The 19,383-nt window shown below is 64.9% G+C and carries 16 protein-coding genes; 9 read left to right on the top strand and 7 right to left on the bottom strand.

Annotated features, from left to right (window positions below):
• The first annotated feature begins 9 nt into the window (after nucleotides 1–9).
• The gene (locus tag OU995_RS26915) at nucleotides 10–1,539 is read left to right on the top strand and encodes a PepSY-associated TM helix domain-containing protein (RefSeq protein WP_267833226.1); all 1,530 of its coding nucleotides are present in this window, start codon (nucleotides 10–12) and stop codon (nucleotides 1,537–1,539) included.
• A 25-nt stretch (nucleotides 1,540–1,564) separates the two neighbouring features.
• Entirely contained in the window at nucleotides 1,565–2,401 is an 837-nt protein-coding gene (locus OU995_RS26910; protein ID WP_267833225.1) for a DJ-1/PfpI family protein, read from the top strand.
• A gap of 630 nt (nucleotides 2,402–3,031) precedes the next feature.
• Here the strand turns inward: OU995_RS26910 and OU995_RS26905 are convergent.
• Together OU995_RS26905 and OU995_RS26900 are read right to left on the bottom strand one after the other, a co-directional pair.
• A complete protein-coding gene (locus tag OU995_RS26905) occupies nucleotides 3,032–5,152 on the bottom strand; it encodes a TonB-dependent receptor (RefSeq protein ID WP_267833224.1) in 2,121 nt (706 codons plus the stop codon).
• 502 nt (nucleotides 5,153–5,654) lie between these two features.
• Nucleotides 5,655–6,038, bottom strand: a complete 384-nt coding sequence (locus OU995_RS26900) for a DUF2946 domain-containing protein (RefSeq protein ID WP_267833223.1) — start codon at nucleotides 6,036–6,038, stop codon at nucleotides 5,655–5,657.
• Between the two features lie 512 nt (nucleotides 6,039–6,550).
• Here OU995_RS26900 and OU995_RS27645 point away from each other — a divergent pair.
• From OU995_RS27645 to cydX, 6 genes are all read left to right on the top strand, one after another.
• A complete protein-coding gene (locus OU995_RS27645) occupies nucleotides 6,551–6,943 on the top strand; it encodes a DUF2946 domain-containing protein (protein WP_420714778.1) in 393 nt (130 codons plus the stop codon).
• Nucleotides 6,944–7,068: 125 nt separating this feature from the next.
• Complete coding sequence (cydD, locus tag OU995_RS26895) at nucleotides 7,069–8,868, top strand: thiol reductant ABC exporter subunit CydD (protein WP_420714777.1); 1,800 nt, start codon at nucleotides 7,069–7,071, stop codon at nucleotides 8,866–8,868.
• Nucleotides 8,865–10,580 (top strand): amino acid ABC transporter ATP-binding/permease protein, encoded by a 1,716-nt coding sequence (locus OU995_RS26890; protein WP_267833222.1) that lies wholly within the window; start codon nucleotides 8,865–8,867, stop codon nucleotides 10,578–10,580. The genes cydD and OU995_RS26890 overlap by 4 nt, the downstream gene beginning before the upstream one ends.
• A gap of 35 nt (nucleotides 10,581–10,615) precedes the next feature.
• Nucleotides 10,616–12,241: a cytochrome ubiquinol oxidase subunit I gene (locus OU995_RS26885; protein WP_267833221.1), complete on the top strand. Its 1,626-nt coding sequence runs from the start codon at nucleotides 10,616–10,618 to the stop codon at nucleotides 12,239–12,241.
• Complete coding sequence (gene cydB / locus OU995_RS26880; RefSeq protein ID WP_267833220.1) at nucleotides 12,238–13,392, top strand: cytochrome d ubiquinol oxidase subunit II; 1,155 nt, start codon at nucleotides 12,238–12,240, stop codon at nucleotides 13,390–13,392. The genes OU995_RS26885 and cydB overlap by 4 nt, the downstream gene beginning before the upstream one ends.
• 28 nt (nucleotides 13,393–13,420) lie before the next feature.
• Nucleotides 13,421–13,579 carry a cytochrome bd-I oxidase subunit CydX gene (gene cydX, locus OU995_RS26875; protein ID WP_267833219.1) on the top strand — a complete coding sequence of 53 codons (159 nt, stop codon included), beginning with the start codon at nucleotides 13,421–13,423 and terminating at the stop codon, nucleotides 13,577–13,579.
• A gap of 232 nt (nucleotides 13,580–13,811) precedes the next feature.
• Here the strand turns inward: cydX and OU995_RS26870 are convergent, their stop codons facing one another.
• The 4 genes from OU995_RS26870 to OU995_RS26855 form a co-directional block, all read right to left on the bottom strand.
• Complete coding sequence (locus OU995_RS26870) at nucleotides 13,812–14,297, bottom strand: copper chaperone PCu(A)C (protein ID WP_267833218.1); 486 nt, start codon at nucleotides 14,295–14,297, stop codon at nucleotides 13,812–13,814.
• Between the two features lie 58 nt (nucleotides 14,298–14,355).
• Nucleotides 14,356–14,952 carry an SCO family protein gene (locus OU995_RS26865; protein ID WP_267833217.1) on the bottom strand — a complete coding sequence of 199 codons (597 nt, stop codon included), beginning with the start codon at nucleotides 14,950–14,952 and terminating at the stop codon, nucleotides 14,356–14,358.
• Between the two features lie 28 nt (nucleotides 14,953–14,980).
• Nucleotides 14,981–15,244: a hypothetical protein gene (locus OU995_RS26860; protein ID WP_267833216.1), complete on the bottom strand. Its 264-nt coding sequence runs from the start codon at nucleotides 15,242–15,244 to the stop codon at nucleotides 14,981–14,983.
• 231 nt (nucleotides 15,245–15,475) lie between these two features.
• The gene (locus tag OU995_RS26855) at nucleotides 15,476–15,871 is read right to left on the bottom strand and encodes a DUF2946 domain-containing protein (protein ID WP_267833215.1); all 396 of its coding nucleotides are present in this window, start codon (nucleotides 15,869–15,871) and stop codon (nucleotides 15,476–15,478) included.
• A gap of 321 nt (nucleotides 15,872–16,192) precedes the next feature.
• Here OU995_RS26855 and OU995_RS26850 point away from each other — a divergent pair, with 321 nt between their 5' ends.
• Complete coding sequence (locus OU995_RS26850) at nucleotides 16,193–16,957, top strand: NAD-dependent epimerase/dehydratase family protein (RefSeq protein WP_267833214.1); 765 nt, start codon at nucleotides 16,193–16,195, stop codon at nucleotides 16,955–16,957.
• Between the two features lie 251 nt (nucleotides 16,958–17,208).
• Here OU995_RS26850 and OU995_RS26845 read toward each other — a convergent pair whose 3' ends face one another.
• On the bottom strand, nucleotides 17,209–19,350 hold the full coding sequence (locus tag OU995_RS26845; protein ID WP_267833213.1) for a TonB-dependent receptor plug domain-containing protein: 2,142 nt from the start codon (nucleotides 19,348–19,350) through the stop codon (nucleotides 17,209–17,211).
• Nucleotides 19,351–19,383: the final 33 nt, after the last annotated feature.

Genomic DNA, 19,383 nt, shown 5'->3' with positions numbered 1-19,383 from the left:
GAGGCCTGAATGAACACCCACGCGCCTCTGAATGCGCAGGACGATGGCAGCAAGAACAGCCGCCGCGGCGGCCCTGGACACGGCAGCGACGGCAACGGCAACGGCAGCAGCAGCAACAACAATGAATCCGCGCTGTACCGCCGAGTCTGGCGCTGGCATTTCTATGCAGGCTTGGTCTGCCTGCCTTTCCTGATTCTGCTGGCGGTCACCGGCGGGCTCTATCTGTTCAAGGACCCGATCGAGCACTGGATCTATCGGCCCCTGTTGACCGTGGACGTCAAACCCGGCCAGCCGTTGAGTGCCGAGGCGCTGGTGGATCGTGCCATGGCGGCCCAACCTGGCACCGCCGTGCGATTCGTCTCACCGGCCGCGCCGGGCCGCAGTGCAGAGGTGGGCATTCAGACCTCGTCCAAGACTGTGGTGGCGGTGTACATGGATCCCATTGACGGCCGCGTGTTGGGAGAAGTGGCCGATGCCTCGCGCCTAATGACCGTCATCAAGCACCTTCATTCTCTGGCCCTCGCTGGAAAGATCGCCAATCTGTGGATCGAGGTGGTGGCGGGCTGGGCGATGGTGCTGGTCGTCTCGGGCCTGTTCCTGTGGTGGCCGCGGGGCCGCTCCGGCGGTGTGCTGAGCGTCCGTGGACAGCCCCGGCAGCGGCTCTGGTGGCGCGACCTGCATGCGGTCACCGGCTGTGTGGCTGCAGCCGCCATCCTGTTTCTGGCGGTGACGGGAATGCCTTGGTCCGCATTCTGGGGCGAGCAGTTTGGCCGGCTCACCAGCACCTGGGGCGTGGGAACTCCGCGCTACGTCTGGGGCGGTGCACCGCCCTCCACGCTGCCGCTGGCAGGATTGCCGGAGGTGCCCTGGTCATCGAGCCAGGCAGCACTGCCCAGGTCCACCTCGGGCGGGCATGAGGGCCATGAGCATCATGAGGGCCACGAAGCCCATCAAGGACAAGAGCAACAAGTGCCGGTGGCGGCCCCGCCGGCCTCTGCAGGCGCTGCGGGCGCTGCCCGGTCTCTCAACTTGGATCAGGCCTTGCAGATCTTCGCCCGCATGGGGCTGCCGGCCGGCACGCCGGTGCGTCTGCCCAGCGGGCCTCAAGGCGTCTATTCGGCCATGCGCTTTCCGGACGACGTGCGGGACGTGCGGGTGGTGCATCTGGATCGATACAGCGGCGCCGTTCTGGCTGACATCGGTCTGAAGGATTACGGAGCAGCGGGGCGGCTCACCGAATGGGGCATCAGCCTGCATACCGGCCGTCAGTTCGGGCTGTTGAACCAGCTGCTGATGCTGGCGGGGTGCCTGTCCATCGTGGTGTTGGCAGTGTCCAGCGTGGTGATGTGGTGGAAGCGCCGCCCCCGTGGGCGCCTGGCGGCGCCGCCGCGTCGTGCCGGGGACCAGGCCGCCGTGGGCGCGGTGGTGGTCGCTGCCTTGCTGGGCCTGCTCTATCCCTTGCTCGGCGCCTCCATGCTGGTGGCGCTGCTGGTCGATACGCTGCTGCCGGGCCGCTGGCGGCAGCGGTTCGGTCTGTAGGCCTCTTCATTACACGAGATCCTTGATGACACCCAACCCCCGTCGACACTTTCTCCGCGCGGCTGCGGCGGCGATGGCCGCCTCACCCTGGCTGGCGCAGGCCGCCGTCCCGCCGACAGCGACGCACACCGCCAGCGACGGCATGCAGAACCTGCCTGCCGACTGGACCGGAACGGAGCAGATCGGCATGCTGCTCTACCCCGGCATGACCTCGCTGGACTTTGTCGGCCCGCAGCACATGTTTTCTTCGCTGATGGGCGCCAAGGTGCATCACATTGCCAAGACCATGGCGCCGGTGACCAGCGACTCGAACCTCAGCCTCGTGCCCACCACGACCTTGAAGCGGGCGCCACGCGATCTGGACATCCTGTTCGTTCCCGGTGGCGGCGACGGCACCTTGGCCGCCATGCAGGACGCCGCATTGCTGGCGTTCCTCGCTGATCGCGGGGCGCGCGCGAAGTGGGTGACCAGCGTCTGCACAGGCTCGTTGATCCTTGGCGCCGCCGGTCTGTTGAAGGGCTATCGTGCGACCTCGCATTGGGCCACCCGTGCGGTGCTCAAAGACGCCGGTGCCATCGAGACGGAAGGCCGAGTCGTTCGGGACCGCAATCGCATCACCGGGGCGGGTGTCAGCGCAGGCTTGGATCTGGGCCTCACGCTGGTGGGCCTGCTGCGCGATCAATCCTATGCGGAGACGGTGCAATTGCTGGCCGAATACGCCCCGGAGCCTCCGTACCACGCCGGGTCACCGCAAACCGCGTCCCCTGCGGTGCGGGCGATGACCGAGGCGATGTTCCCCGAGTTCAACCGCAAGGCCCGTGCCGCCTTGATCGGGCGCACCGAGGGGCGTCGTCGCTCCTGAGCTGCACTCAGCAGCCTCCCACTCCGAGCGTCCCCGCAAGGCGTGGGGGCTGATCTTTCGTGCGTCACGCCAGCCAGTGCCTGATCGCGGCTGACCGAGCTGGTGACGGCATTGATACGCCGCGTGGTGCCCGGTTCCCAAGAAGAGACACGCGCCCAGGTGCCAGCGGGCTGATTGGCCAAGGGGGAGCCGTTTAATACGTTCTTGATCGACGTGGAATCTGCTTCCAGGTGGGTCAGTTGAAGGCTTGCGCGGGTGAAGGCGTCCAACGCGACATCACCCGCGAGGTCAGCAATCCGATTGCGGGTGGTGGAGTCACCGAAGGGATCACTCAGTTGCCGGTCCAGCGGTACGGCGACCGGGCGGCCGTTGAGTGATGGCAAGCCATCGTCGGGCTGGTACGTCTGATTCGTGGCTTCGACACTGGCGCGCAGGTGGTAGAGCGACCCACCCCTCTTGGCGATGCCCACCTTGACGCCATTGCGTTCGTCCGGCACATGGCGCCATTCGCTGCTGGTCGGCTGAGACGCTAGGGATCGAGAACGGCGCTTGCCGCAGCGCGGACTTGATCCCCAGCACGAGGGCCAAAGCGATCGTGAGTGAGGTGGGTGTCATGAGGGGGCCCGGGAATCAGAACAGGTAGCTGGCGGACAGGCGGGCCGAGCGTCCCGCGCCAGGCTGCAGCATGTAGTTGAAGGTGCTGGCGCTGCCGCCGGTGTAGTAGGAACGGTCCAACACGTTGTCTACGTTGAGCTGCACGCGCCACTCGTTGTGGCGGTAGAACACCGCAACATCGCTCCTGACGTAAGCGCTGAGTTTGTAGCTGTTGGGCAAGGTGGCCTCGCGGGCCCCCACGTAATAGACGCCCGCCCCGATTCCCCAGCCCGGCAGCGAAGCAAGGTCCCAGGTGGACCACAGGTTGGCGTGATGGCGCGGCACGTTGGTCAGTGCATCGCCGGTGGGCAAGCTGCCGTCACGCTTCACGAAGGCATCGGTATAGCTGTAGCTGCCCATGACTTTCCAGGTGTTGGTGATCGCCCCGGCGAGGTCCAGCTCCAGGCCCCGGCTGTTCTGCTGGCCGGTCAACACCTGACGGGTCGGATCGGTGGGGTCGGTCGTGAGCATATTGCTGCGTTCCAGGCGAAACGCGGCCAGTGTCAGCAGCAGCCGGTTGTTGAACAGTTGCTGCTTTACACCCGCCTCCCACTGGGTGGCGACTTCGGCCTCGAAGGTGTTTTCATTGGCGCCATGACCGACGTTCGGCGCGTGGCTGCGGCTCCAGTCGGCAAAGACCGAGGTCTGGGCGGTCGGCAACCAGACCAGTCCCAGTCGTGGCGACCAGGCCGATTGGCTCTCACGGCTGGTTTCGCTGCCGGCCACCAAGGCCCGGTTGCGGAAGTGGTCTGCCCGCAGGGCCAATGACGCTTGCCAGGCCGGACTGAAGATCACCTGATCTTGAATGAAGATCCCAAGGTCTCGGCCTTGACCCTGATGCGAGGCATTGCTGCCCAGATCGGTGAGCGGGAACTGCACGCTGGGGGCGGTCAGGTCCAGGGTCAATCCATAGCTCCGGGACCCTCGGCTTCCTTGTTCAAGATAGCCATAGTCCCCCCCCGCCAGCACTTGATGCTGGAAGCCGGCCAGATTCACCGTGCCCAGCAGTTCAGAGCGCAGCCCGTATTGCGTGGATTCCTCCACAGAGCCTGAATAGACCGTGAAGTCCAGTAGCTTGTCCGTGGCGGTTGTGGTGTTGGGGAAGGTCTGGGTGGATTGCTGACGTGCGTAGGTGTACTGAACGGCGGTGCGCAGGGTCCACGTCTCGTTGAATCGATGCTCCAGCTGCGCGGTGACGGCGCGCGTGTCATTGCGACCGAAGTCCCCGGATACGCCGGCGGCCATGCCGTCAGTCAGTCCGTAATAACGTTTGGTGTCGAGCTTCTTGTAATCCGGGATATTCGGGACTCCAAAATCAAAGCCCTGACGGCGCAGCAGATTGAACTCGGTCAGCAACGTGACCGAGGTGTCGGCATCCACCGACCAGCTCAGTGCAGGCGCGATGGACACACTATTGAATAAGGCATGGTCCCGCTCCATGTTGTTGTGCTCGGCGGATGCATTCAGGCGCACGCGCAGCGCGGGGCTGGTCGAACGGTTCACATCCTCTGCGGTACGCGCTTGATCGTAAGAGCCGCCGGTGAGGCGAAGCTCGGTGAAGTCGTTGCTCAGCGCTTGCTTGGACACGGTGTTGACGTAGCCACCCACCGCTCCGACGCCCCCATACAGGGCACCCGACGGTCCCTTGAACACTTCCACGCGCTCAATGTTCTGGACGTCACGGAAGGCGAGGTAGCCGAAGTTCCGGAAACCGTCGCGCAGGCCGTTGTTTTCGCTGAAGCCGCGGATGTTGAAGAAGGTGGCACCGTTTCCGCCGTAAGTGGACTCCGGCAGGATGCCGCTGACGTTTTCAATCAACTGGTCGGTGCGCGTCACATTGCGATCCCGCAGCACCGCTTGGGGAACGACCTGGATGGCCGCAGCCTGGGCGCTCAGGGGCGTGGTGGTGCGGCTGACGCTGACGGATGCATCCGGCAGATAGCTGGCAGCAGGGGCTGTTCCCGTCACCAGGACATCCGGCAGCTTGCCGGCGTCTTGGGCCAGGGCGGGCACCAGAAACCCTGCGGACAGGGCGGCTGGCAGCAGCTTCAAGGCCTGGTTCAGGGTGGTGAACGGCAAGGAGGCCGGGATGGACATGAGAGACCTTTTGAATCGATCAGCGCGGTGCGCTGGAATGGGCGGCGGTGTGGGAGGGCACCGAGCTCGATCGGCGAGGCGATGCGTCGGCACTTTGATCCTTGGGCTCGGCCCAGCGGGGCGCAGTCGCTACCGACAGGCACTGGTGAAGCGGCCGCCCGTTCGGGGCAAGACCTGTCAGGGTCAATGCGGTGGCAGTGGCTGCCAAGGGCACCACCAAGATCGCAGCCAGGGAGCGCAGCGCCACTGCGAGCTCGCGCCCGTATGCGGTCTCTGCGAGGTCATGGGGAACTGTCATGGCTGGCCCCCCGGAATGCTCAGCCACCAGGCCAGCAAGGCAGCCATGGCCGCCGCATTAAAAAGCGTCATCACGCGCAAGGCGCGCTCGATCCGTGACATGGTTCACTCCTGAACTGGGCGCGACGGACGTGAGGTCGCCGGGCGCCATCCACGAAGACGGGACCGAAGGCCGTTCAGGCCGTGCTCGGACCGTACGGGAGGTTCAAGCGTTCAGGGGTGGGGCGCGCGCCTGGACGGCGGCCCAGGCGAATAGCGTGCGCGCTGCGCTGAGGAACAGCGGCGGCAACGGGTCAGCGAGGAGACGCGCCGGCAAGCCGGCGTCTGGCGCGGGCGGCAACCCCAGGTCAGGGACGTGGGAGGCGCAGTAGCTGCAGCCCTTCATGCCAGAGGCTTTGGGGGAATCCGGAAGCTGGCCATCCGTTCCCACCCGCACCAGCTTGGCGCCGGTGACACTGCAGACCTCTACCCACGCGCCCTTCATGTCGGGCACAAAGGCCCAGGACAGGCTCGGCGCGAGCGCAGCCCACAGGATGGCCAGCGAGGCCATCCATGCGGTGAATGCGTTCTTGCGCCGGAGATGCAGCATGGAAAAAGTATAGAGGGCTGGCGCGACTGCCGCTTGATGGCAGGGCGATCTCATCAAAGAGTTGTGCGCACGTTGCGTCCAGATCACTAGCCGGAAAGATTTGTCTGGCGTGGACGCTGTTGAACGAATGGTCGCCCGATACACTCGCGCGCCTTTGCGGCCGTCTGCTTGCCAGCGGGGTTGAACGGGAAACAGGTGCGCATCCAGGAACTCCAGGCGCAATGCCTGTGCGGCCTCGCTCGTGCCCATTTCTCAATCTCTCAATCTCTCAATTTCTCAATTCCTCAATTCCTCAATTTCTCAATTCCTCAGCGCCATTTTTGAAACCCCGGCGCGGACTGCAGCACTGATCAGGCATGCGACGGATAGCATTGTTGTGTTTTCTCAATGTCCACGCTTCCCTTTGAGGGAGATCCCTTCTATGGAAGGGTGCTGCCACTACACTACGCGCCGTCCCCTTGATCGAGGCGAGTGACACAGCGGATGCAATACCGCTGCCGCTCACAGTCCTGATGTACCGGCTCCCTCACACCCCACGCACTCGCATTCTCTGGTTGGCCATGCTGGCCATCCTGTGGGGCGTCATGGCGCCGTCCCTGACATCAGGGTTGGCCCGATCCACCGGCACGGTCTGGATTGAAGTCTGCACCTCCATGGGCACCCAGCGGATCGCCGTCAATGACGACGATCCGTCGCCCAGCACCGAAAATAGCCGCCGAGCGATGTCGGACTGCGGGTATTGCAGATTCCAGCATCACCTCCCTCCCATTGACCCAGCATCGCATTCTGGAATGCTGGTGTCCCTTCCTGCGGATGACGCACTCCCGCCTGCTGGCGGGGGCCGCATCCCTGCGCGCCACAACTGGCCCGCGCACTTCAGTCGCGGCCCTCCCGCGCGCGCCTGAGTCTCCCTCATCGTCTCGGCGTGCGTGACGCCTGGCCAAGTCTGCGGCTGTCTTCCTGAGGCGCTTCCGCAGAGGCTGGTGGCTGCGCGCGTCGCATCGGACTCCCTCTGGTCGAAAGACATTTCATGCCTGATTCAGAAGCGGCAGGCCGCGACTCGCCTGCGGCTCACCCGAAAGCCATTCGGTCCTTGTCAGACCGAAGCATCGGTCTGTGCTCGCAGTCGCAGAGCCGATGGGCAGGGTTGTTGCACTGTTCGGCGCCTTTGGTGTGGATTCCGCAGGCGGCCGCATTGGCGGGTTCCGTGCAGCAGATCGCTGCGGGACAGACCTGGCGTGCGGTGCTGATGCTGGTGCTGACCTTCGCTCTGCTGGGCCTGGTCCGTGCCAGTCTGGAGGCGTGGGCCTCTCGACGCGCGTTTCAGGTGGCCCGTCGTTATGTGCATGACATCAGAACCGAAGCGGTGGCCGCACTCGCGCAGCGTGCGCCCCTGGATGGAGCCGCCATCACCTCCGGCGCCGCCGCCAGTGTCATCGCCGAACAGGCGGAACTGCTGCTGCCCTGGCAACTGCGGTATGAGCCGGCGCGCTGGCGCGTGATGGTGGTCCCCGGCGTTATTGCGCTTACGGTCGGTGGGCTGTCCTGGATGGCGGCCCTGGTCCTGCTGCTGACGGCGCCCGTCATGCCGGTCGCCATGGCGCTCATCGGATGGAGGGCGCAAGCCGCCAGCGAAGCGCATCTGGGTGCGATCGGCGGCATGAATGCCTTCCTGATGGATCGACTGCGCGGCCTCTCCACCCTGCGGGCACTCGGCGCTGTTGATAGGACTGCGCGGCGTGTGCGCGATTCGTCTGAAGATCTGCGTGCGCGCACCCTGCGGGTCTTGCGCATCGCCTTCCTGTCGTCTGCAGCGCTGGAGCTGCTGGCCTCGCTGGCCGTGGCCATGGTGGCGGTCTATGTGGGCTTTCATCTGCTGGGGCAATTGCCGTTTGGCAGTTGGGGCGCGTCCCTCAGCCTGGGGCAAGGCCTGTTCATTCTGCTGATGGCGCCAGCATTCTTCGAGCCTCTGCGTGAACTCTCCGCGGCTTGGCATGACCGGGCCGCAGGGCAGGCCGCGCTGGCGGCCATCCGCAGCCTCGTGCAACCGGCCAAGGCTGCGCCTTCGATCCCCGGCGCGGGGCAATCGCCGTCGGGTGCATCGGCATGGAGCTTCAGGGAGGGGCCCCCGGCTGTGGAGGTTCGGGGACTGAGGGTCGGACAAGGGCTGGACCGCGCATCATCCAGGGCCGTGAGCTTTCAGGTTGCTGCCGGTGAGCGGGTGGCTCTGGTCGGCGCCAGCGGATCCGGCAAGTCGATGTTGCTCGCCACTTTGGCCGGCCTGGTGCCTGCGGCCGCCGGCGGCCTCACCATTGGCGACGAAGCGATGACACAAGTGTCCGCCCCCGCCTTGCGTCGCCGGATTGCCTGGCTGGGCCAGGCACCACATCTGTTCAGCCAGACCGTGGGTGACAACGTGGGGCTGCAACGCTCGGCGGTGAGCCGCGATGCCATCAACGCGGCGCTCAAGAAGGTGGGTCTCGTGACGCCCGAGGGAGACATCTCCAAGCGCTTGCTGGGGGAGGGGGGCATCGGTCTGTCCGGGGGAGAACTGCGGCGGGTGGGGGTGGCTCGCGCCATGGTGTCGCCTTCTGCGGATCTCTGGCTGGTGGATGAGCCGACGGCCCATCTGGATGGGGCCACAGCCAGCGCCGTCATCCATGCGCTGTTGGAAGCGTCTGACGGCCGCACGCTGATTGTGGCCACCCATGACCCCGCCTTGATGGCGCGGCTGGATCGGGTGATCGACCTCGATCGCTGCTCGCCTCTACCGGGCCAGGCAGACGCAGCGCAGAAGGGCCCTGTCGCCAACAGCGAGGTGCTGGCATGAGCGAAAAGCCTCGATCCACAGCGCTGGGCACGGCACTGTGGCGGCGCCTGACTCCCGCAATCAGGCGCCGCATGGCCTTGGGAGCGGGCCTGGCCTGCGTCACAGCGGCGGCAGGACTGGCGCTGTTGGGCCTCTCGGGCTGGTTCATCACCGCCACGGCACTGGCGGGGATGTCCGCCGCAGCCGGCGCCAGTCTGAATGTATTTCTGCCCAGTGCCGCGATCCGGCTGTTGGCCCTGGGACGCACGGCTGGACGGTATGCCGAACGTGTGGTCACGCACGATGCCACCTTCGCTGTGCTGGCGTCCTGGCGCGAGCAGTTGTTCAGGGCCTGGGCCTCGACGACTGCGGTGCGGACACTCCAGAGACACCCCGCCCGTGTGCTGTTCCGGCTGACCCAGGATCTCGACGGCCTGGAATCGCTCTACCTGCGCGTCTGGCTGCCCGTGGTCGTGGCATTCACCACCTCCTTGCTGACAGGTGTCTTGCTGGGCTGTCTGTCCGTCTGGCTGGGGGCTGCGGTGACACTGTTCCTGTGGGCCTCGGGCGCAGGTGTGTGGTGGGCGGTGGCCAAGCGTTCCCGCATGGAATCCATGCGTCGCACCGTGCTGCTGGAACGTCTGCGGGCGCACACGGTGGATCTGGTGGCGGGGCAGGTCGACCTGGTCATGGCGCAGCGATGCGAGGCGCACTGCCAGCGTCTGGCGAGGACCGATGCCAGGCTGGCGGCCGTGGAAGATCGCTTGCATCGGCTGGACTGCCGCAGCGCCTGGTGGCAATCCGTGAGCGGTCAGATCGCTGCGGCCGCCCTGCTGGTGAGCCTGGCCATGCTGGCAGAGGGCGGCCCTATCAGTGCCCCCATGGCAGCCTTGGCCCTGTTCAGTTTCTGGGCCGCCCTGGAGTCGGTTGCCGCACTTCGGCGCAGTGCGATGGAGGCAGGGCGTTGCCAGCCTCCGCTTCGCCGTCTCGGCGCAGCGCTGGGAGGCACGCCTGACAAGCCGTCTCCGCATGTTGCCCATGACCCCCCTGGCGGGGCCCGCAGCGCGGTCCTGCTTTCAGGCGTGGACGCCGCTTATGACCCTGGCCAGGCCTGCGTCCTGCAAGGCATTCATCTCTGTCTGGCCCCTGGTGAACACCTGGCGGTGGTGGGCCCCAGCGGCGCTGGCAAGTCTGCGCTGCTGGCGGCAGTGGCCGGAGAGATCCCGATTTTGCAGGGCTGTGTGCGAGCCGCTCGGAGCAGCTGGATGACGCAGCGCAGCGAGGTGTTTCAGGACACTTTGCGAGAGAACCTCCTGCTCGCCCATTCAGAGGCCTCCGAGGCTCAGCTGGTGGCCGCATTGCAGGCCAGTGGCCTGGAGTCGGACCCGCAGCGCCAGCGATCCGCGCTGGACCTGCAGCTCGGGGAGGGCGGGCTCGGACTTTCAGGCGGCCAGGCGCGGCGTCTGGCGCTGGCTCGACTGTTTCTCCATCCCTGCGAACTGTGGCTGCTGGACGAACCGACGGATGGATTGGACGCGCCCACCGCCCGCGATGTGTTGGCCCGGCTGCGGCAGCGGGGCCGCGACAGGACCCTGTTGATCGCCACCCATCTGCGACGGGAGGCCGAGTGGGCCGACGCCGTCGCCGTGATGCATCAGGGGCGGCTGCAGGCCCTGCATCGCCGGGGATCTTCCGAATTCGACGCGGTGCTTGCATCGCTTCGCCCTGATTGAACTTGCAACGAATTTCATCCTGAAAGGACCATGACATGGAGCTTGATCTCGTCGGGTTATCGCGACTCCAGTTCGCGATGACAGCGCTCTATCACTTTCTCTTCGTCCCGCTGACCATCGGTCTGGCGGTGCTGCTGGCCATCATGGAGACCATCTACGTGATGACCGGCCGACCGATCTGGCGCCAGATGACGAAATTCTGGGGCGTCTTGTTTGGCATCAACTTCGCGCTGGGCGTGTCCACAGGCATCGTCATGGAGTTCCAGTTCGGCATGAACTGGAGCTACTACAGCCACTTCGTCGGGGATGTGTTCGGCGCGCCGCTGGCGATTGAAGGGCTCATGGCCTTCTTTCTCGAAGCGACCTTTGTCGGCATGTTCTTTTTCGGCTGGGAACGCATGTCACGTCTGGCGCACTGCGTGGTGACCTGGCTGGTGGCGCTGGGCACCAACTTTTCGGCGCTGTGGATTCTGGTGGCCAATGGCTGGATGCAGAACCCGGTGGGGGCGCGGCTGAACCCCGACACCCTGCGGATGGAGGTGACCAGCTTCTATGACGTGGTGTTCAATCCGGTGGCCCAGGCCAAGTTTGTCCATACCGTCTCGGCGGGCTACACCGTGGCCGCGCTCTTTGTGCTGGGCGTCTCGGCCTGGTACCTGCTCAAGGGGCGGCATGTGGATCTGGCCAAGCGCTCCATGACCGTGGCCGCGTCCTTTGGCCTGGCTGCGTCGCTATCGGTGGTGGTGCTGGGGGACGAGAGCGGTTATGCGACCAGCGAGCACCAGAAAATGAAGATGGCCGCCATTGAAGCCATGTGGGAAACCCATGCCGCACCGGCCCCATTCACTGCCTTCGGATTCCCCGACCAGGAAGCTCGCAAGACGCACTTTGCTGTGGAAATTCCGTGGGTCATGGGGCTGATTGGCACCCGTTCGCTGGACAAGGAAATCCCGGGAATTCAAGCGCTGACGCAGTTGTCGCAGCTTCGGATCCGGGAAGGCCTGCTGGCCTATGACGCCTTGCAAAAGATCCGTGCTGCCGGCGCCGCCACGCAGGTGCCACCTGCCGTGCTGGCGCAGTTCAACGAGCACAGCAACAAGCTGGGTTATGCGCTGCTGCTCAAGCGCTACGTGGACGATCCCCGTGATGCCAGCGAGGCGCAGATCGCTCAAGCCGCTTGGGACACCGTGCCTCAGGTGGCCCCGCTGTACTGGTCCTTCCGGGTGATGGTCGGGCTGGGGATGTTCTTCATTGTGCTGACCGCCACCTTTGTCTGGCTGTCGGCCAAGCGGCGCCTGACGCGACATCCCCGACTGCTCAAGCTGGCCGTGTGGGCGATTCCGCTGCCGTGGATCGCTGCGGAGTGCGGTTGGATCGTTGCCGAACTGGGTCGCCAGCCGTGGGCGGTGGAGGGGGTGTTGCCCACGGTCGTTGCGGTCTCCGAACTGGGAGCGGGCACTGTCCTGGCGACCTTGCTGGCGTTTGCTGGCCTGTACACGGGGCTGATCGTGGTGGAGATGAAGCTGATGATCAAGGCGATCCGGAAAGGGCCGGTCGAGGAAGGGCAGCGCTCGCATGGCGCCGCCGCGCCGCTGGTGGGCAAGGTGCCCCCGAGCCTCTCACAACCCACCACCTTTGAAGCCAGCGGAGACGCAGCATGATTCTTCACACACTTCTCGAGTACGACGTTCTGCGCGTGATCTGGTGGCTGCTGCTCGGCGTGCTGCTGGTGGGATTTGCCGTGACGGACGGATTCGACCTGGGCGTGGGCACGCTGTTGCCCTTCGTGGCCCGTGATGATCTGGAGCGGCGCGTGGTGATCAACACGGTCGGTCCGGTCTGGGAGGGCAACCAGGTCTGGCTGGTGCTGGGCGGTGGCGCCATCTTCGCGGCGTGGCCGCACATCTATGCCATGTCCTTCTCCGGCTTTTATCTGGCCATGTTCGCCGTGCTGTTGGCGCTGATCCTGAGGCCGGTGGGATTCAAGTACAGAAGCAAGCGCGAAAGCCCGCGATGGAGAAACACCTGGGACTGGGCGCTGTTTGTGGGCGGTTTCGTGCCGGCATTGATCTTCGGCGTGGCGCTGGGCAACGTGATTCAAGGGGTGCCCTTCCGCTTCAATGACGATCTGCGAATGATCTACGCAGGCAGCTTCTTCGGACTGCTCAACCCGTTCGCATTGCTGTGCGGCCTGGTGTCCGTCTCCATGCTGGTGATGCACGGCGGCGCATGGCTGGCGCTCAAGACCCAGGGCACGGTGGCGGACCGGGCGCGTCGTTACGCCAGTGTTGCTGCCGCATTCACCGTTGTCCTGTACGGCATCGCGGGGCTTTGGCTGTGGTGGCGCATTGGTGGCTATCAGTCGATCACCTTGCGAATGGCCGATGCCCCTTCCAACCCGTTGGCAAAGGTCGTGATCAAGGACATCGCGCAGGGCTGGTTCAGCAACTATGCGCAACACCCTTGGACGCTGTTGGCGCCAGCCTTCGGATTCGTCGGCGCCGTGCTGGCCGTGGTGGGCCTGCGGGCCCGATGGGAAGGCCTGACGCTGGTGTTCAGCGGGCTGTCGATTGCCGGGATTGTGCTGAGCGTGGGGGCGTCCATGTTCCCCTTCATCGTGCCGTCCTCGATCGATCCGCGCTCTTCATTGATGGTCTGGGATGCATCGTCCAGCCATATGACGCTGTTCATCATGCTGGTGTGCACGGTGATCTTCCTGCCGGTGATTCTGGCCTACACCACCTGGGTCTACCGAGTGATGTGGGGCAAGGTCAGCCCGCACGACATCACCCATGGCGACCACGCCTACTGAACGCGACCGACCCGCGAAAGGAACTTCAATGTGGTACTTTGCTTGGATTCTCGGCCTGCCGCTGGCGGCCGGTTTTGCGGTCCTGAATGGGATCTGGTTTGAGCTGATGGAGGAAGAAACCCTCAAGAAGCAAAAGGCTGCGTCCGGACAGCTCCAGACAGGGGAGGACGGGGACTCCCCTGTCTGAGCGTGGGGGGATCGCCGCCCGGCAAGGGCGGCTCGCCTGGCTGCCTGCGGGGGGAAGCCTCTGTCGCCCCGGTAGCGGGTGATCGCCATGGGGCAGGCAAGCCTGGCCCGCCTCCCGGCGGGCCGTCGGTTGAGCCTGGACCGCCTTCAGCCGGGCCGTCCGTTGAGCCTGGCCCGCCTTCAGCCGGGCCATCCGTTGAGCCTGGCCCGCCTTCAGCCGGGCCAGTGGCCCATCAATGCTGATGACCGCTGTGTTCGTCCTTGGGCGCCAACATGGTGTTGATCTCGCGCACCGGAGCGATGACGTCCTGGGTCTGCCGGCGCCCGCTCTTGTCCTCGAAGATCAGCGTCAGGGGCACCGAATCGCCGGCCTTCACCTGGGAGGGCAGGTCCAGCAGCATCAGGTGGTAGCCGCCGGATTTGAGCTCCACCACCTTGCCTGCCGGCAAATCGATGCCGGCCACTTGCCGCATCCGCATGATGTTGTCTTCCATGAGCATTTCATGCACTTCGGCCTTTGGAGTCAGTGGGGTCTTGACTGCAACGAGCCGTGTGCCGCTGGGGGACGTCAACTGCATGAAGGCACCGGTGGCCTTTTGATTGGGTACTGTCGCGCGGACCCATGGGTCCTTGACGGCGACCTGGGCCTGGGCCTGGACCGACACGGTCATCAGCGCAGCGACAACAGGTGCGAGCCAATGGATTCGAAGCTTGTGCATCAAAGTCTCCTTAAGAAATTGCGGCATGGCAGCGCCGCGGATGGGAAAACAATCGCAATCACGGCACCATCAGCATGCGCACATCGGCAGCCAGATCCGCCGCACTCATGCCATGGGCGACCGCCACACGAAGACGCCCCTTGGGGTCGAACAGGTAGCTGATGGTGGAGTGATCCAGGGTGTAGCTGGAGCCCGTCGACACCTTGTGGAAGAACACCTTGAAGTTCTTGGCGGCCGCAGCGGTACCGGCTTCATCGGACCACAGGCCCAGGAAGGACGGATCAAACGCAGTTGTGTATTGGGTCAGCACCTGCGGTGTATCGCGCTCCGGATCCAGCGTGACAAACAAGACCTGCAACAGGTCTGCATCTTTGCCTAGCAGTTGCCGGACGGCAGCAGCGCGGCTCAAGGCCGTGGGGCAGACATCCGGGCATTGAGTGAATCCGAAGAACAGCAGCACCACCTTGCCGCGGAAGTCGGCGAGCTGCCGTTCGCGGCCTTGCGGGTCCCGCAGCTTGAAGTCCTGTCCATATTGGGCGCCCTTGAGGCTGGTGCCGTGAAAGGGCGGCTCGCTGGCTTCGCAGCCGGTAAGCCCGCTGATCAGCAGTGCTGAGGCTGTCACCACCGTGCGGCGATTGAGGTTGATAGGGGTCATGATTCCATCCTGTTGATTGGCGTTGCTCTTACAGGCGCGGAGACAAAGTCACATAGCCCAACCGCAGCGGCGTCGGCATGACCACTGGGAATGCAAAGTACTGATAGGTCTCAAAACCTTGTCTTCCGGTTACGTTCACCACGGATAGCGACAGCGTGTAGCGCAGGGATCCGGTCAGAGGAATGGGGCCGTAGGTGGCCTGGTCCTGAAGGTAGACAGCGCCGGTTTCATCACGATCTGTCGGCGTGAGCGACAGGGGAGCAAGCTTCAGGGTTGAAGGCTTATGGGTCATCGAAGGACGCGCAGCGGCATATCTGCCACCGCCTTTTCATGGGGCGGGTGAAGGCCTCGAACCTGCATCGCGCTCGGCGTACCGTATCGGGTCGCGCATGGGGCGGCCTGTGGGGGCGCCCACAGAGCGGAGGGCAGAACGAAGCAGGAGGTCGGTCGTGGCGTGATCAGCCCGAAGCGGGCCAAGCCCCTCAGGTGAGCAGCACTGAACGAGCGCGTCGCGGTGACGCGTTCAGGTCAACAGCGGGGGACCCCGCGCCAGGGAGGGCGCCCAGGGCAATAGCAGATACGGTGCCTGCAGGAAGAGCGAAGGCCACTCGAATTGCAGCGTGGTGCGCACGGTCCACAGCAGTTCGGAGGGGGGCAGGGACGGCGTGCCGTGATGGATGGAGCAGCATGGGCAGTCCATCGAAGAGGCCGTCTTGGACACCGGGCTCTTGCCGGTCTGGTCCTCGGACGCCGTCGGCAGCTTCACCCTGACGGTGCCGTTCGCGGAGCAGATCTCCGACCACTCGCTCCCGGTCGCGCTTGTCCAGACATGAACAAAGCCGGGCAGCCATGCGCCCAGCAGAATCGTCAATGAGACGATCCACGCAAAGCGCGTGACAGTGACCCTGTTGGCGAGCATGGGGGCATTGTAGGAGGCGTGCCGCTGCAATGCCTCACCGCAGCATTGGACGAATTGTCCTAGGCCGCCCACGGGGCGGACTTGCAAGCGGCAGCACGTGGTGCGCTGAAGGGCCAAGATTGCGCGGATCGACCAGGACATGAGTCGCGATGGGCCCGGGCCCACATGTCCTGGTCCGCTTTGCGCTTCTTGTCTCTTCAGGGCAATGACAGTGAGGCGTAGAGTTCGCGCACGTGGCGGACGTGTGTCGGCCCAAGGCGGCTGGACCGTCTACCGACCCATCGTCCATGGCTCACCCATCCAAGTCCAACAGGAGATCCCATGTCGCAGAAGGTCTTTGTCGCCGGCGCCAGCGGCGCAATCGGCAAATCCCTTGTTCCGCTGCTGCTCGGGGCGGGCTATTGCGTCTACGGCGGCACCCGCCGCCCCGAGCACGCGCAGGCACTCGAGGCGCTGGGGGCCACCCCCGTGCTGCTTGATGTCTACGACGCCAAGGCGCTGAAGGACGCGCTTGTGGGCATCCAGCCGTGGGCGGTCGTCCACCAACTGACCGACCTGCCGCGCGGGCTGGATCCCAGCTTGATGGCACAGGCCGTGGTCGCCAACGCCCGCATCCGTGAAGAAGGTACGCGTCATCTGGTCGCTGCGGCGCTGGCCAGTGGTGCCACGCGCCTCGTTGCGCAAAGCATCGCCTGGGCCTATCAGCCAGGGGCCAAGCCCTATCTCGAGAGCCAGCCCCTGGACCTGTTGGCCGAAGGGCCCCGTCGCACCAGCGTGCGAGGCGTGGCGGCGCTGGAGCGCCAGGTGCTGGGCGAAGCTTCCCTGCATGGCACGGTGCTGCGCTACGGCCATATCTACGGCCCCGGAACTGGCAGCGAAAAACCGACCGGCGCGAGCCCGCTGCATGTGGAAGCCGCCGCCTACGCAGCGTTGCTGGCGCTGCAGAAGTCGCCGGGTGGCATCTTCAACATCACCGAAGACAACCCGGATGTCAGCAGCGAAAAGGCCAAACGCGAACTGGGCTGGTCCCCGGCCTGGCGCCTGGCCCCCGCTGCCGCGTCCGCCGAGTCTGCGGCGTCCGCATAGCCTGCATAGCCCGCATAGCCCGCGCGTCATGCACTGACCTGGCGGCCGAAAGACCGTGGGTCTGAGTTGAAGATCGGCTCGGAGACGGGCGCTACGTGTTGTTGATCAGGGCCGGCGGGAACTGCTCCGGGGCGGACGCAGGCCCCCACCGTGGGGGCATGGCCCAGCCCGTGACCGGCAGGTGCCGATGGCTTCGGTACATCACTTCCACCACTGCACTGCGGGCGGTGGTGAAACTGAAAGTCCGTGCGTCAAAACGTCTTCTGCACCTGAATCTTGGCCGTCCATTGCCTTGCAGAGCGCACCACCTGCTGCACGCTGCCATTGGCATCGGCGTAGCCATCCCGCAAGCCGTCATCCGGGCCCGGGGTCACGCTGACGCTGGCATGCACCTGCAGATCTTTCGCCACCTTCCACAGTCCGTACAGATCCGCACTGTGGCTATCGTGCGTCGTCGTCGAGCGCGTCAGAGAGCTTTGGGTGTAGGCCCCCTGGCTGTACGTGTAGCCCAGGCCCACCGTGAAGTCGGTCGTCGGTCGGTAGTCAACGCCCGTGCTGACGGTCAACGGCGCCTGCTGGCTCAGCCGGTTGCCTGGCCCCGGCAGGCTGTCCACCCGGGACCAATTACGTCCCACGCTCAAGCGCACATCCGCATCCGGCGCGTTCCCCAGCAAATCTTTCAGCTTGGCCTTGCCTTCGAACTCAACGCCACTGGCGCTTGCATCTCCACCGTTGTAAGGCGAGGTCACCCAATGGCCGTCTGCCGCCTGAAACAGCTGCTGGAGGATCACGCCTTGAATACGCTTGGTGTAGACGTTCACGCTGAGCAGGCCGCCGCCAGACAAGTAGTGCTCATACCCCAGATCAAGCGCCCATGCCAGTTCAGGTCGAAGCGCGGGATTGCCCTGAAAGTCAGACGTGGTGGGTGAGTTGTCGGCCGTCTGCCACCGGCGTGGAATGAGATCCTTGGTGGCCGGCGCGCGGTACGTGCGGCCCAGCGACAGACGGAGTTGGTCAGATTTGCTGTCCGGAATCTTCCACAGCAACTGCATGGTCGGGCTGAACACGCTGGACCGCTGCGCGATGTCCGTGTCGTCGTTGCCCGTCACCTTGGTGTGCAGGCCCTCCCATCGCATGCCGCCATAGAGCGCCAGTCCCTTGCCCAGGGAGATTTCATCTTGCACATATAAAGCCAGGCGAGTCACCCGGGCCTCATAACGCTGATCAAAGCTCTGCGTGGCATGCCCCACCGGGCTGGTCTCCGTCTGCGTGCGCTGTTCATTACGCTGGGTCAGTTGCCCATCCCAGCCCGCGTCAATGACCTGGTTCTCCCGGAAGGCCTTGCTGTACTTGCCGGTCCAGGTCCCCGTGGTGTCCTTCAGATGACCCACCACCCGCCGGTCGACAATGTGCTGAGCCGGGTCTTCGTAGAAGGCACGCAATCCATCGGCGTCCACGTCCGTCAGGGCCGTTGTCACCCGCTGATCCAACTGCCCTGCGTCGTCCCAATTCAACTTGAGAGCACCCGTCAGCCGTGCCAGCAAGGAGTGGCTGGGCAAATGAAGACTGTCTCCCGCAAATTCCGAAGGGGTGCCGAATGTGGCGTATCGGACTTCGGTCTCCTGCAGGCGGGAGTGCTGGGCCTGCACAAAACCGTTGAGATTGACCGAATCACCCTCTCCCCATTTCCACAATGAGTTGGCGGTGAGGCCAGCGGTGCTCTTGGTCAGCGTGTCGTCGGTGTTGGTCATGCGCCTGTAGAGGAGGGTGTCGGCAGCATCTCGCCCGATCTGTTCGGTGGTGCTCGACCAGCGGTCACGGTTCACCCCCACATTCGCCGCGAGCGACCAACTCCCTGCGTCGTTCTGCTCGCCGTATTCGGTGCTGGCCTGACCCGACACCAGCCCTTCCTTGGTGCTCAGCCCGACCTTCATGCCGTGGTCCCGCCGCTTGGCACTGCGCCGCAGGATCACATTGATGGTGCCGGCAATGGCCTGGGTACTCTGGTCCGCAGTGGCCGTCCGGATCACCTCGATGCGTTCGATGAGGTCGGGCGAGATGGAATCCAGTGTCACGCCGGGCAGTGCTGGCTCCCCATTGATCATGAGCTGCGTGTAGCCCTCGCCCAGCCCTCGCATCCGTATGGACGATCCGTCGCCGCGTGACTTCGTGACCGTGATGCCGGGGACTCGCCGCAGAACATCGGCAAGGTTGGTATCGCCATAACGGGTAATGGTCTCGCGGCTGATGACCGTCTTTGCGGCAGTGGCGTCACGGCGGTCGTCGGCCTCTTTGGTGCCGTTCACCGTGACCGCCTCCAGCACCGTCTTCGGTGCCGATGCAGCGGCGGCGGGCGCTTGTTGCGCCATCGCCCCCAGGGGGCACAGAGTCAAACAAGCGTTGGCGACCCACGTGAGCCGCGCGCG

The sequence above is a fragment of the Roseateles sp. SL47 genome, from assembly GCF_026625885.1.
Classification (GTDB): domain Bacteria; phylum Pseudomonadota; class Gammaproteobacteria; order Burkholderiales; family Burkholderiaceae_C; genus Roseateles.
Note: the sequence above shows the minus strand (reverse complement) of the source record. Positions and strands in the feature narration are given on the sequence as shown.